Here is a 13817-nt window from a genome sequence, read left to right as displayed (position 1 = left end):
TGTTGCTCCGTCATGGACCTTAAAGCGTCCAGCGATAGAGCCAGGTTTCAACCTGACGCGGTGTAGAGAACTTGAGTTCAGCACGCAATTCGATAAGGTCTTTATCTTCGGGCTCTAACTCAAACGCGAGGCGATAACCATTGTTTGCCGCATTACGCGCGATGACAACATTTGAAATTACTCCACCAGAAGATTCAACCTTCGCGAGTGGTAACTCATCAGGCATAGCGCCATTTAGATGATAATCAACGACAAACAAACGTCTAGGGGTCGCTTTAGCAATGTCAGCACGACCACTTGCAGTACGACTTACCACGACAGAATTGGTTTTCGCAACTGGTTCATCGCCCCAGCTCATGCGATAAGCGAAGTGATATTCGCTACCAGCAGGAATAGGCTGACGCGGCTTCCAGAAGCTCACAATATTATCATGAATTTCTGATTCTGTTGGAATTTCTGTCAGAACAACCGCACCTTGTCCCCAGTTGCCCACAGGCTCAATCCATAAACTTGGACGACGCTCATACTGGGCTTCAAGATCCTGATAAGAGGCATAGTTACGTTCACGCTGTATAAGACCAAAGCCTTGTGGTGAGTTATCAGAAAACGCACTCACCTGCAATTGACGTGGATTTGCCAATGGACGCCATAGGTGCTCACCGCGGCCGTTGAACATCAATAAACCGTCTGAATCATGGACTTCAGGTCTAAAGTCATCGGTATCGTGGCGACCGTTTAATGAATGCAGGAACATGCTGGTGCTAGGTGCCAGTCCAACTTTATTTAATTCGACACGAGGGAATAAGGTCGCTTCAACGTCGATTTGGGTGTTATCACCTGGACGTACCGAGAATCGGTATGCACCTGCAACACTCGGGCTATCGAGCAACGCATGTACCACGATCAGATTACTGTCGTAGGATGGACGTTCAACCCAAAAAGCGCGAAAAATCGGAAACTCTTCACCTTCTGGATCAGCAGTTTTTAATGCTAAACCACGGGCAGATAAACCATAAGAGTTACCTTTACCTAAGGCGCGGAAATAACTCGCGCCTTGGAACACCATCAACTCGTCAAAAATACCGTTAGTGTTTAATTGGTTATGGATACGAAACCCTGAGTAGCCGATATCATCATTAGGTAATGCTTGAGAGATAACCTCACCCGCAGTGAAATACTTAGGCTCATAAGCTAAGTGGGTCGCTTGGTTTGCTTCAACGATGGCAATTTCAATTAAATCTTGAAAATAAAACCCGCGGTGAAACATTTGCATTTGAAACGGTAAACCTTGATCGCGCCAAATTGACGATACTGGGTTAAAACGAATATCGCGGTATTCATCATAGGTTAACTTAGCAAGACCAGCAGGCAGTGGATCTTTTAACACGACATAGGGCTTAGAGGCCAATTTACGCGCCAATTTCACCACAGTTTCACCATCAAAGGTGCCTGTTTTGGTGAATCTTACTTGCGTTTTGTTTGCAGGCTGAGCAGTTGCCTTGGGTGGACTCACCACGGGCGTGGTAGGTTTATTCTCAACAGGCTTGGTCTCATCAGCAAATGCAGTGCCCGAAAAGGCGAACGCCGCGCTAAGCGCCAGTGAGCAAATGAGTGAAGAAGGTTTAAACGATTGGCAACGCAACAAGCTAACCATAGGATAGGTAACCTAAAAATAAACTAAGAAATCAACGTTTTTTATATGTACAGTGACATTTTTTTATTGCGGTTTGAGCGAAAAAAAACACCGACTGTTACACATCGCGAAAGATATCAGAAGGAGTAAAAAACTCATAAATAAAGATGCAGTTAACTCCCTTTGCACAATACTATTTAGCAATATACTTATACCTTTAAAGAATATCAAATTCGAATTAACATACCAAATTGATCTTTAAAAGTTACAAAGGCTAATAAAGTGCTGCCAAGTTCCCAGAATGAACATAAAATCAGTTAGTTTTACAAACTGGCCACCGACAATAATCTTAGGTGATAGTCGCTAATATGCGAGCCTAAGCATACAAAAAGTGATTCAGAGAGAGACTTCATTGACTTACACTCTTAACACTATCGAGGCAAAAATAGGCTGACGACTAAACCAGTCTCTTCACGGGGAGTGATGGTTAGTTGGCCTTGGTGTAAGCCAATAATATGCTGACAAATGGATAATCCCAATCCCGCACCTATACCTTCATTTTCATTGACACGGTAAAAACGCTCGGTGGCATTCGCAATTTGCTCACTTGTCATCCCTTGACCACGGTCGGCGATCTTTATTTCAACGCCTGTGGTGGTTTGCGCTGCACTAATACTAATTTCAGATTCTACTGGGCTGTATTTACAAGCATTTTCGATAATATTCTTTAAAACCACCAGCATATAAAAACGGTCACACATAATGGATAATCCGGCATCCACGTCAATATTCCACTCATATTCAGTGATCAGGGGCATCAGTTGGTTGAGCGTATCCTCCACCATAGATAACAAGGTATGGGATTGCACATTCAACTCGGCAATCGAATCGACACGAGCGAGCAACAATAATTGTTCTACTGTATGGCTCATGTGCTTAACACCAGCATCAATCGCGGCAAGGTGGATATGCTGAGCAGGTTCATCTGCGACTAATCCCTCTAACCCCTGTTGATGTAACTTAATCACAGATAATGGCGTTTTTAGCTCATGGGCGGCATCGGCACTGAAGCGGCGCTCTCTGGCAATGAAGTGTGCAATACTGCTGATATACTGATTGAGTGCCCGTCGAACTGGCACTAATTCCTTAGGTAATGACATAGCTAACGGTGTGAGATCGTTCGGTGAGCGTGCCATTAATTCCCGTTCAAGGGTTTTTAGCGGCCGAAATAGAATATAAAACAGTAAACTGACGATAAACAGGGTTAACGGTACCACAATTAATGGCACTATTACTGCGTTATGCATAATTTGCGAAACCAACTCTTGGCGCACTTCATCCTGCTGAGCCGTGATAATCCACACTTTATATTTAACAGAAAAAAAGCTGAACACATGCCACAGCTCCCCTTCGAATACTTTTTTACTATAGCCCTGCACAAATTTAGTGATCGGTTCGCGCCCAATATTGTCTGAAAAAACCAACGCCTGCCCCGCTTCACTCCAGATCTGAAACGCCAGTTTATGTTCATAGGCAAGCTTAAGTGCGTCAGCCTTTTCAGCAAAGCTACTGACTTGACTGTCCGGAACGTGGAGAACTTGAGGTTGTGATTGGGGAAGCTTAAAATCGGCTTCTTCATGGTAGAACAACTCGAGCATTTTTGCGGTTTGCAACATTTGAGCATCAAATAATTCTTCAATTTGATGCTTCGCATCACGAGTGCTAAACCAGCTTGAAATCCCTACTGAAACCGAAATCCCCGAGAGCATTAGCAAGGTTAATAGCAAGCGTAAAGAGTACACATCCAGCACCTTGAGTCGATTCAACCCGTTATCCCCGTCGTTTGTATGAGTGTAAACCTGTCTTATAAAGCAGTTACTTCATACCGATAAACGTCGAGTTTGTCACTTAAATCCTTGCATAAATTGCAAGATGGCTAATTCAGTTCCGTAAGGGTGTAGCCAATTCCGCGCACGGTCTTAATTAACTCATTAGCTAATTTTTTACGTAAATGATGAATATGGACTTCGATTGAATTACTGCCCACCTCATCCCAGCCATAGGTGAGCTGTTCCAGCTGATTACGGGTTAACACTCGACCAGCCGACTGAGCAAGTTCAAGTAATAATTGAAATTCTCTGCGTGAAAGGGGCACATTTTGATCGCGAAAAATCACTTCTCGCGTGTTGAGATCAATACTTAATGCACCAATATTTAAACTGTTATGGTCTAGACCATATTGACGGCGCACAATTGCCCTTATACGTGCCGCCAACTCACGCACATCGAAGGGCTTACCTAAATAATCGTCGGCTCCGACATCTAGGCACTCCAATTTAGTATCAAAATCGGTATTCGCGGTCAGCACTATGGTGGGAATCGATACACCCTGCGAACGCCATGTTTTAAGGAGTTCTTTACCATTACCGTCGGGAAGACCTAAATCAAGCACAATAGCGCTAAAGGTTTCATTTTTTATTCCCACTAACGCCTGCTGATAGCTACTTAAGTGATCCACCTGCATGCCCATTTTGGCAAGGTTGAGGCAAATTCCTTGGGCCAGTAACTCATTATCTTCCACTAACATGATACGCATGATGATGCCCTATCGAAAAAGACTAAACTGAACCGATTGCTCGGTTAAAAAGGCTTCTGCCTGCTCACCCTGCAACATTGCCATGGTGGCGAGCATTCCCGCGGTAACGCAATTGGGTCCAAGAACGGTCACCGACCGTGGCGCACCGCGCACAGGATATCCGGTTCGTGGATCAATGATATGCCCATAACGCCTGCCATCGACCTCAATAAAACGCCTTGTGTCACCACTCGTCGCTAAAGCACCTTGTGTAATAGCGAGCACTTTGGCTGCACAATCAAGGCGATGCGGATCTTCAATCCCCACCTGCCATGGGACTGAATGCGCTACAGGACAAGCAATATCACCGCCAAAATTCACTAATACCGAAATATTAGGGTAGGATTCCGCCAGTTCATAGGCCACGCTGTCAACCGCGTATTCTTTTGCAATCCCCCCCACATCAAGTTGCATACCCGTGGGGATTTTTAGCTCGTGTGAATTAAATTCAAGGCGTTCAAATCCCACTAAAGATCGCGCTGCGGCGATATCAGCCATTATGGGCAGAGTGGCGTCCGGAGTAAAACGCCACACTTGCATCAATGGACAAGCAGAAATATCAAATAGCCCGCCACTAAGCTCAAAGCATTGTTTCGCAAAGGATAAAAGTTGCCAGGTTTCTTCATCGATAGTCACTGGTTTGCCTTGAGCATGATTCAACTGCCACAGGTAATTACCTTCAATAAAACGGCTGTATTTTTGCTCGATGCGAGACGCCTCCCGAGCTGCCATATCGAGCATATCGTAGGCAATACTCTCATCATGACTGGCAATGAGTAGCTCGCATGGGCTGGCCATTGCCCTAAATTCCCCCAAGAATCCCCAATCACGGCGCAGGAGTCGATATGGCGCACTTGGAGAAAATGATGGCATTTCGCATTCCTTATGGTGGCGCTTAATGTGGCTTCACCAATGACAGGGTTAAATACAAGTCTTACATACAGGAACTGGGCAACTCAGTTGCCCAGTTCAAACCGTAATAACGTGAACTAATTAGCACAGTTTAGCTTTAAAAAGAATAACTAAACTGTGCAGTAATCGCCTTTTGAGTCGGGAACAGATCATAGTTTTGCAACTGACCAGGGAGCTCGGTGCCATTGTTTTTCGGATCTTGTTGATAGTATTCCAAGCGGTATGTCATCTCATGTCCGCCTGACAAACGGTGACCAAACTTAACCCCTACCGTATAGGCGCTCATATCCCCAATGCGGTAATCAGCACTAGCAAACTCAGGCAATGGTGACTCCGCCATCAAAAAAGGTTGATAGAAATTCACCGCAGCTTGTTGATAGTAACGAAGATGCAACTGACCATAAAAACTGCCACTGAAGTAATAACGATAATGGGTTTCTAAGGTGTGTGAGGTTAAATCCCAATCATCGGTAGTATAGCGATAGGAAAAATCGACCACTCCCGAATCGAGCGCGCCTTTAGTCATCATATAAAAACTGTGTTTTAAGCGTGAATCTGGACGATTCTCGTAGACGATATTCTCGGTCGTACCGTTATTGTCTACGACACTTAAGACTTTGTAGGGATCGGTTAAATAGCCACTGACACTCGATAAACCATAGTTTGCTTGCAATAACCAACGCTGATTAAGAATTTGAGTGATACCCAACATCAAATCAGCAGTTTGTTTATTATCGCTACTAGTTTGGCGAGTGGCATCAAATGCACTGCGATAAGCTTCATCGCTGGTAAAGTTATCGCGGATCGCCATCGTTGATAACGCTACAGGCCTGCCACCAACAGGGTCAACCACATCGAAGCTATATGAGGTGCCTAAAAACAGCGTAGTGTTGTCCTTATTAAAGCCACGCTCGACACCTGCATTAATCCCCATCGACATATAGTCGAATTCCTTAGAAGCATAAACACCGCCATTGACCTTCCAATCGGGATTCAGTACCTGCGACCAGTTCGCATTTGCCTGCACTCGAGTGTCGTGGAAAGTATCATCGAGCGGGGTTTCTCCTGCTGCTACGGTATATTGGCCATTGCCTGAAGGACGGGTAAAGGTTTGACTGTTACTTTGAGCGACAGCGCCCGAGGCCGAGGCCCCCGTTAAGCTATCAACCACCAGCTTAAGGTCAAGTACACTGTCATCGCCAAAGTTTTTCTGTGCCGTACCTATGGCTTCTATCGCTTGAACTCTGTCCTGTTCACCGTAATACATGAGTGCGGCATCAACTTTCCAGTCATCGATATTTTTCGCCAGCTCGGTTGCGTGACCATTGGACGCGAACAACCCACAACTGGCTAAGGCTAACGCGCTAGCGATCTGTTTTGTCTGCGGTTTTAGTTGCACAATTTGCGAGTCATTTTTGTCTAACTTATTGTTCTTATTTGTCATGGCTGACAACACCTTTATGTCACTGAAGCTTATTTAGACGAAAACCTAAGGTATTAACGATTATTAAATTAAGGTTTAGTTACAACCACATCCACCACCAGCAAAAGCTCGGCCACCACTACTACCTTCTTTACTGAAGTAAATATGATCATCTAACGCCTGATCTAACTTTTCGCTATCAAGCGACATATCACTACGCGCAAACTGCCCTCTTTCCCAAGGCTCAACCCCTAAGCTTGAACAACCACTCACTCCTAGCATCACTAACGAGACAGCAACTAATGTGATTTTGCGCATAGATCACTCCTTCAAAAGATTCACCAGTTCTTGTTCATAATCGGCAATATTGTCTTGGTAAAAACCGACATGCTGATTTACTAACTTGCCTTGGCGATTAAAGATAAAACTACTGGGCATACCCAATAAATCGAAGCTACGTGCGACATCGCCTTCAGGATTAAAGCGCACCGTAAATTGGGCTGGTACTTGCTTTAAAAATGCATCGGCAAGGGCTTTGTCGGTATCAAGGTTAATGGCTACCACCGCTAACCCTTGCTCTTGATACTTTTGCTGCATGGTATTCATCCAAGGAAAAGACTTACGGCAGGGTCCACACCAAGAGGCCCAAAAATCGACGTAAACGACTTTTCCTTTAAATTCATTCAGTGAAACAGTTTGATTTTGTGCATCAAAGACAAGGTGTTCAAGTGAAGGAGCGGCAAGTACGCTTGCACTAAATAATCCGAGGAACAACACGAGTTTTTTCATAGGCTATCCATTTATCACAATACAGTTCGAATTTATTAACTGAATCTTAAGGTTTGCTTAAACTTAAAAAGAATAAATAAAGTCTTTATGCCACATGGACATCTGAGCCATCAATTGGTTGGAAAGTGAGCTCTAACGGCAAAAATGTTAAAATTGAGACATTTTGTCCCATTAGCAAAATCGAAATTAGATCTGAATCATGTTAATTTAATGTCAAAATCAGTTTAATCACATCTCTGAAAAATTCTTGATATGCATCAATAATTTTCTAGTGCCTAGCGCCTAAACTGCATGTGTCAATTATGTAAACCCTTAACAATTTACATTCCAACAACAAAAGGTTGACCCATGGACACACATGCAGCCCTCTATGAACAGGGAAAGGCGCGCTTAGATGCGTTGCGCCAATTAGCTCCCCGTCAACAGCAGACATTACTCGATAAATTACAACAACATGGCATCACACGCCGTGACTTTATGAAATGGAGTGCGATGGTAACGGGTATGCTCGCCCTACCACTCCCCTTTAGTAACTTAGTTGCAGAGGCCGCCGAATTAGCCGACCGTGTACCCTTAATTTGGTTACATATGGCTGAATGTACTGGCTGCTCCGAATCCTTAGTTCGTGCCGACACCCCCAACCTAGATTCGCTGATCTTCGATCATATCTCCTTGGAATATCACGAAACCTTGATGGCAGCTGCGGGTTGGCAAGCAGAGGAAAACCTCGAGCACGCCTTAGAAACCTACAAGGGTCGCTACCTGCTCGCGGTGGAAGGCGCGATACCGACCGCCAATAACGGCAGCTTCTTGACCGTGGGCTGTAAAGGCCATACAGGCTTAGAAATTATCAAACATGCCGCCGAAGGCGCCGCAGCGATTATCTCTGTGGGCACCTGTGCATCCTTCGGTGGTGTACAAGCCGCCTACCCGAACCCCACAGGGGCTAAGGGCGTGCACGAAGTTGTAAGCAAACCCGTGATTAACTTAGGCGGTTGCCCACCAAGTGAAAAGAACATTGTCGGTACTTTGATGTACTTCATCATGTTCGGCAAATTACCTGCACTGGATATGTTCAATCGTCCAAAATGGGCTTATGGCGCACGGGTACATGATAACTGTGAACGTCGTGGCCGTTTTGATGCCGGTGAATTCGTTGAAGAATTTGGCGATCACGGTGCAAAAGAAGGCTACTGCCTCTATAAAGTGGGCTGTAAAGGACCTTATACCTATAACAACTGCCCCACTGAACGCTTCAATCACCATACCAGTTGGCCTGTGTTAGCTGGTCATGGTTGTATGGGCTGCTCAGAACCTAATTTCTGGGATGATATGGCTGACTTTGAGAAACCCCTTGGTCGTCAACTGCTCCATGGATTGGATGCAACCGCAGACACCGTCGGTGCGGTGATTTTAGGCGCGACTGTCGTCGGCATTGGAGCCCACGCTGTTGCCAGTATTTTTGCCAAGCCGCTGGAGGAATAACCCATGAGCAAGCGCGTTGTTATCGACCCTATCACCCGTATCGAGGGTCACTTACGTATCGAAGTTGAAGTTGATGAGAATAATGTCATCAACAAAGCATGGTCATCCTCTACATTATGGCGTGGTATTGAAGTTATTCTCAAAGGCCGTACGCCTATGGACGTTGGCCTCATTGTGCAACGTATCTGTGGTGTATGTACTTATTCGCACTATCGCTGTGGTACCGAAGCGGTAGAAAATGCCTTAGGGATTCAAATTCCCTTGAATGCAAAGTATCTTCGCTCGCTGATGCAAACATCGCTCTATATGCATGACCATATAGTGCACTTCTATCATCTCCATGGCTTAGATTGGGTCGATGTGGTTTCAGCACTCAGTGCAGATCCCGCTAAGGCCGCCCAAGTCGCCCTCAAATATACCGATAAGCCTATCTCCGCTGGCGAAGGTGAATTAAGGGCTGTGCAAGAGCGCGTAAAAGGCTTTGTCGAAACAGGAAAACTTGGTCCATTCGCCAACGCTTATTGGGGTAATGGCACCTATAAGTTTACCCCTGAACAAAACCTGATTGCTCTATCTCACTACCTTAAAGCCCTCGAAGTACAAAGAGTTGCCGCCGAAATGCTTGCAATATTCGGCGGTAAACAGCCACATCCTCAATCATTAGTTGTCGGTGGCGTGACTTCTGTACGCGATATGTTGAGCCCTGCACGTCTGCAAGAATGGAAGCAAAAACACGCAATCGTAACAGACTTTATCCTGCGTGCTTATCAAGCCGATATCGTGATGGCAGCCGAAGCCTTTGGTACTGAGCCTAGCGTGCTAGGCGGCGTCAATGTTAAAAACTTCATGGCTACCCATGACTTTGTGCTCGCTAATGGCGAATATATGTTCGACCAAGGCGTGATTATGAATGGCGATTTAGCAGGTGTGAGTGATATTAACCCTGATCTAATCGCCGAAGATGTCAGCCACGCTTGGTACAATGCTGATGCGCCGCAACATCCGTATGATGGCACCACCATTCCAAACTATACCGGCTTTGTTGAGCGGGATACGGTTTATGGCAAACTGCCAACCTTAGATGGTGATGGTAAATACTCCTGGGTGAAATCACCTCGTTATCAAGGTGAACCTGTCGAAGTGGGCCCACTGTCTTGTTTATTAGTCAGTTATGCCCGTGGCAATAAAGTGGTGGTCGATGCCGTCAATGCTTTGCTGGCACGCACAGGTCTCCCAGTAGAAGCACTCTTCACTACCTTAGGCCGTACGGCTGCGCGGATGCTGCAAACCGTGATCGTCGCGCAGGAAGGCCTGAAAACCTTCGATGCCTTGTTAACAAACATTCAGTCAGATGAAACCACCTATGTGAAACCCCATATCGATCCAAGTAAAGAGTATGTGGGTCACGCCATGATTGAAGCGCCCCGCGGCATGCTAAGCCACTGGATCCGAATCAAAAATGGTGTCATTGAGAACTATCAAGCCGTGGTGCCTACTACCTGGAACGCAGGTCCCGTGGATGCTAATGGCAAGATAGGCCCCTATGAAGCCTCACTGATTGGTTTGAAACTGGAAGATCCCACTAAACCCCTTGAGGTGATACGTATTATTCACTCATTTGACCCTTGCATGGCGTGTTCTGTACACGTGATGGATTTTAAAGGTCAGGCATTGAGCGAGTTCCGTGTCAGCCCCAATGGTCAATAACAACGAGGGAGGGAACGCAACATGAACCATTCTGAAACCCGCATTCGGACACTGGTTTTTAGTCCTGCGATACGGATTTTCCACTGGTTACGGGCACTGACGATTTTAGTGCTAGTGATCACCGGATTCTATATTGCTTGGCCGTTTCTTGTGGCGCCCGAAAGTACGGATGTATTAGTACAAGGTTGGATCCGTTTTGCCCATTTGATCTGCGGTTTTATCTTAACCGCAGTCACCTTGGCCCGCTTCTACTTGTATTTTTTCAGTCGTAGCGATATCGAGCGACGCTCGTTTCGTGATGTGATGAGCATTAAGAGCTGGATTACCCAACTAAAATCTTACATTTGGATGGGACATTTACATAAAGCTGGCGTTTACGGGCCACTGCAATTTGTGACCTATGTAGCAATCTCCTTTGTTGCGCTTGTGATATGTATTACTGGTCTCGTACTGTATGCCAATGTCTACCATGAAGGTTTAGGTGGCATGCTTTGGAGCAGTGCAGCTTGGATCACCGCACAAATGGGCGGGCTGGCACAGGTGAGAATTTGGCACCACTACCTCACTTGGGCATTCGTTATCTTTGTGGTTATCCACGTCTATATGGCGGTTTGGTCAGGGATACGCTTCAAACATAACTCAGTTGACTCAATTGTCTCTGGTTACGACTACCCGAAACCAGACTCACACCACTAGGAGTCCAATGAAGATATTGCTACTGGGTATTGGCAATGTCCTGTACGCCGATGAAGGCATCGGCGTACATTTTGTCAATTACATCACTGAGAATTATCAGTTTACGCACGAGTCCCATCAGCTCGAGATGCTCGATGGCGGCACCTTGGCCCAGGGACTCATTCCGATTATTTGCCAATACGATTATTTGATCGTGGTCGATACTGTCAATGCCAATGGCGTCGAAGCGGGTGAGGTCTATTTCTTCGACTTTGATAAAGCCCCGCAGGAAATTGACTGGCAAGGCAGCGCCCATGAAGTCGAAATGCTACAAACCCTAAACATGATGGAAATGGTTGGCGACAGGCCAAAAACCTTTGTATTAGGTGTTACTCCAACCGTGCTTGAACCTATGACACTCGGCCTCACCCCCAAAGTTGCATCCGCAGTTCCTTTGATGGAGCGCACCCTGTTATCCCACTTAGCCTCCCTTGGATTCACTGCGACACGCATTGCCGATCATAGTATCGACTCGCTGATCCCCGACTCCTATAAACGTGGTGTCACTCTTGGTGAAAATATAGAAGATGAAAAACATCAGATTTGATTTTACCTGCTCACGTCAGGTGCCCTTATATGCGTATTTATGTAATCAATACCTAAATTATGATGCGCTGAATATTAGCATTGGTTGCGACAACCACAATGATTTTGGTCCACAAACCTATTTTATTGAAGCCCAAGGTGAACAAGCGCCGCTAGAGCAATTGGCCGATGCGATTGCCGCTGACTTTTTAATGTCTGTTTGGTTGGTTGACTCAGGCATTAAAGTTATCGATGAGCCACAAGGCCAGCGCACCTTATTGGAGACTCATGATCCCCAAATGGATAAATCGGTTGCCGCTTTTTGCCAGCAATGTTATCCCCTGTTTGGCGATAATCAAGCGGCGCAATTTGGTGCTATTGATTTAACCTGTTCCTGTTGCCACGGTGAAACCCGCTTAACCCCTGCCCAAAAAGCCCTCACGCTAACCGATCTTAAAGCCATGGCTGAGCAGTTAATAACCCAAGGCTCATTAGCGTTAAGCTGTGAAGGTATAGCGCTAAGCTTAGAACCGTTTGCTCGCGATGCCAGCAGACCACAACTGCTGATCTGTAATCCAAACACCTTAAATGCACATTTTTGCTTAAAGGATCATCAAGTCGTTGCGCTATCCAGCATTGAAAAACCGCTTATTTGCGCAAGACCCATTCAAGATCACCAAAAACTATTTGCGCCGCTATACGATATTTGTTTTGGCTATAGTCGCGTGGTAGCGGTCCTTAGCGAAATTTTGCGGCAAAAAGGAATTGATTGGGTTTATCTTCAAGGTCAGCACCATAGGCCCAAATTAGCTTGGGTTGATGGCGCATGGGCCCAGTTGTCCCACCAAGATGGAGATAATGCTAATAACATCAGCAAACATTTCAATGCGCCGGAGCCGTTAAGGGAAGACATTCGCTTTCTCGGTTTTAAAGCACAATGGCAAGCGCATAAAAAAACACGCTCGCACCAAGGCACGCTTAGCGTACAAGTCTTATCCTCAGTAGAGAGTGAGACGAATTACGAAGGTGATCAAGAAGATCATACGATTACCGATGCAGCGCTCTTTGCTGCACTGCTAAATGGTAAATTTACCAGCCATAAGCAAGCCAAAAATGCGGCGGTGATTTACTTAAGCCATGCTCATCCGAGCCAAATTGTCACCTGCGATAATAAAGGCGACACTTCACTGTTTTTTGCCCTGCCTGAGCTGCCCGATAATGGATATGATATTTTCCACAGGCTCGACAGCAGCCCGCAAAAAGCGGTTGCGCAGAAGTTTAAAAGTCAGTTTCCTGATGACTACTTGAAACTGCTCAGCCTAAAACTCCACGGCAGACGCGATAATCTTCAGAGCCTATGGGCAATTGCCGCGATATTGATTGGTTTGAATCCGCAGGAAGAAACCCAGTCACAAGACTATTTGAGCGATGCTCTCATGGCAGCGGCCATGCGTTATCAGGGAGCGAATGCACCGCGCATCGATTACCCTCTCACCAAAGGCGAAGCCCATCGGAGCCTTAATTGGTGCAAAACCCTTGGCACACTACTGAGCTTTAGAGTGGCTGGCCACAGCGACCCAAGCCAACTGGCTTTTGCGATGCAGGACTCCCTCGCTGATTACCTTGCCAATTGGCTTGAGCATATAGACTTAAATATTGGAGTTCAGACAATTGCTTTAGCGGGTAATGAGTTAGCTAACGAAACCCTCTGTAAACGCATGAGTTTACGCTTAGGGAAAAACTTCCCGTTACTGGTTAATCGTAGTCTCGATTTAGAGGGAGATAACCTTGCTGTAGGTGCGCTGTATGTTAAGCAGCGGCAATTAAACACCCTTGGATAAATACTTAACATTCGTGTTTGCTCCAGAGATATCGCAACATTAGAGGATAGATTGTTATCTTCTAATGTTGCAGCCAAACCTAAAAGAAGACTGAAATTGAAACAAACAGCCTCATCCGCTAACCAACAGGAT

At 45.8% G+C, this 13817-nt stretch carries 12 protein-coding genes; 5 read left to right on the top strand and 7 right to left on the bottom strand.

Translation table 11 applies throughout. The annotated features are described in order from the left end of the window. Window positions 1–19 precede the first annotated feature (19 nt). The 7 genes from AEA42_RS17150 to AEA42_RS17120 all read right to left on the bottom strand — a co-directional run bounded on the left by AEA42_RS17150 (window position 20) and on the right by AEA42_RS17120 (window position 7392). A complete protein-coding gene (locus AEA42_RS17150) occupies window positions 20–1654 on the bottom strand; it encodes a glucan biosynthesis protein G (RefSeq protein ID WP_037417971.1) in 1635 nt (544 codons plus the stop codon). Window positions 1655–2064: 410 nt separating this feature from the next. Continuing rightward, a complete protein-coding gene (locus tag AEA42_RS17145) occupies window positions 2065–3459 on the bottom strand; it encodes an ATP-binding protein (protein WP_037417968.1) in 1395 nt (464 codons plus the stop codon). 110 nt (window positions 3460–3569) lie between these two features. Next, window positions 3570–4229 carry a response regulator transcription factor gene (locus AEA42_RS17140; RefSeq protein ID WP_037417965.1) on the bottom strand — a complete coding sequence of 220 codons (660 nt, stop codon included), beginning with the start codon at window positions 4227–4229 and terminating at the stop codon, window positions 3570–3572. 9 nt (window positions 4230–4238) lie between these two features. Then, the gene (locus AEA42_RS17135; RefSeq protein WP_055648376.1) at window positions 4239–5141 is read right to left on the bottom strand and encodes an FAD:protein FMN transferase; all 903 of its coding nucleotides are present in this window, start codon (window positions 5139–5141) and stop codon (window positions 4239–4241) included. 136 nt (window positions 5142–5277) lie between these two features. Then, entirely contained in the window at window positions 5278–6624 is a 1347-nt protein-coding gene (locus AEA42_RS17130; RefSeq protein ID WP_050991330.1) for a DUF3570 domain-containing protein, read from the bottom strand. A gap of 75 nt (window positions 6625–6699) precedes the next feature. Beyond that, window positions 6700–6921: a DUF4266 domain-containing protein gene (locus AEA42_RS17125; RefSeq protein WP_037427735.1), complete on the bottom strand. Its 222-nt coding sequence runs from the start codon at window positions 6919–6921 to the stop codon at window positions 6700–6702. A 3-nt stretch (window positions 6922–6924) separates the two neighbouring features. Beyond that, window positions 6925–7392, bottom strand: a complete 468-nt coding sequence (locus AEA42_RS17120) for a TlpA disulfide reductase family protein (RefSeq protein ID WP_037417957.1) — start codon at window positions 7390–7392, stop codon at window positions 6925–6927. A 348-nt stretch (window positions 7393–7740) separates the two neighbouring features. Between AEA42_RS17120 and hyaA the strand changes: the two genes are divergently transcribed. Genes hyaA through AEA42_RS17095 form a run of 5 tightly spaced genes read left to right on the top strand, consistent with a single transcriptional unit; the run spans window position 7741 to window position 13685 of the window. After that, on the top strand, window positions 7741–8877 hold the full coding sequence (gene hyaA, locus AEA42_RS17115; RefSeq protein ID WP_037427738.1) for a nickel-dependent hydrogenase small subunit: 1137 nt from the start codon (window positions 7741–7743) through the stop codon (window positions 8875–8877). A 3-nt stretch (window positions 8878–8880) separates the two neighbouring features. Continuing rightward, window positions 8881–10584, top strand: coding sequence for a nickel-dependent hydrogenase large subunit (gene hyaB / locus AEA42_RS17110; protein ID WP_055648375.1), 1704 nt, complete (start codon window positions 8881–8883; stop codon window positions 10582–10584). A gap of 21 nt (window positions 10585–10605) precedes the next feature. After that, window positions 10606–11280 carry a Ni/Fe-hydrogenase, b-type cytochrome subunit gene (gene cybH, locus AEA42_RS17105; RefSeq protein ID WP_037417952.1) on the top strand — a complete coding sequence of 225 codons (675 nt, stop codon included), beginning with the start codon at window positions 10606–10608 and terminating at the stop codon, window positions 11278–11280. A 7-nt stretch (window positions 11281–11287) separates the two neighbouring features. Beyond that, window positions 11288–11866, top strand: coding sequence for a HyaD/HybD family hydrogenase maturation endopeptidase (locus tag AEA42_RS17100; RefSeq protein WP_037417949.1), 579 nt, complete (start codon window positions 11288–11290; stop codon window positions 11864–11866). After that, a complete protein-coding gene (locus tag AEA42_RS17095) occupies window positions 11847–13685 on the top strand; it encodes a hypothetical protein (protein ID WP_055648374.1) in 1839 nt (612 codons plus the stop codon). The genes AEA42_RS17100 and AEA42_RS17095 overlap by 20 nt, the downstream gene beginning before the upstream one ends. Window positions 13686–13817: the final 132 nt, after the last annotated feature.

The organism is Shewanella sp. Sh95 (assembly GCF_001308045.1).
In the GTDB taxonomy this organism is placed as follows: domain Bacteria; phylum Pseudomonadota; class Gammaproteobacteria; order Enterobacterales; family Shewanellaceae; genus Shewanella; species Shewanella xiamenensis.
This window is presented reverse-complemented; position numbering and strand designations above follow the sequence as displayed.

Coding starts and splice junctions, on each gene's coding strand:
- hyaB (WP_055648375.1), top strand. CDS start 8,881: ATGAGCAAGCGCGTTGTTATCGACCCTATCACCCGTATCGAGGGTCAC.
- AEA42_RS17130 (WP_050991330.1), bottom strand. CDS start 6,624: ATGACAAATAAGAACAATAAGTTAGACAAAAATGACTCGCAAATTGTG.
- AEA42_RS17135 (WP_055648376.1), bottom strand. CDS start 5,141: ATGCCATCATTTTCTCCAAGTGCGCCATATCGACTCCTGCGCCGTGAT.
- AEA42_RS17095 (WP_055648374.1), top strand. CDS start 11,847: ATGAAAAACATCAGATTTGATTTTACCTGCTCACGTCAGGTGCCCTTA.
- AEA42_RS17100 (WP_037417949.1), top strand. CDS start 11,288: ATGAAGATATTGCTACTGGGTATTGGCAATGTCCTGTACGCCGATGAA.
- AEA42_RS17150 (WP_037417971.1), bottom strand. CDS start 1,654: ATGGTTAGCTTGTTGCGTTGCCAATCGTTTAAACCTTCTTCACTCATT.
- AEA42_RS17120 (WP_037417957.1), bottom strand. CDS start 7,392: ATGAAAAAACTCGTGTTGTTCCTCGGATTATTTAGTGCAAGCGTACTT.
- cybH (WP_037417952.1), top strand. CDS start 10,606: ATGAACCATTCTGAAACCCGCATTCGGACACTGGTTTTTAGTCCTGCG.
- AEA42_RS17125 (WP_037427735.1), bottom strand. CDS start 6,921: ATGCGCAAAATCACATTAGTTGCTGTCTCGTTAGTGATGCTAGGAGTG.
- hyaA (WP_037427738.1), top strand. CDS start 7,741: ATGGACACACATGCAGCCCTCTATGAACAGGGAAAGGCGCGCTTAGAT.
- AEA42_RS17140 (WP_037417965.1), bottom strand. CDS start 4,229: ATGCGTATCATGTTAGTGGAAGATAATGAGTTACTGGCCCAAGGAATT.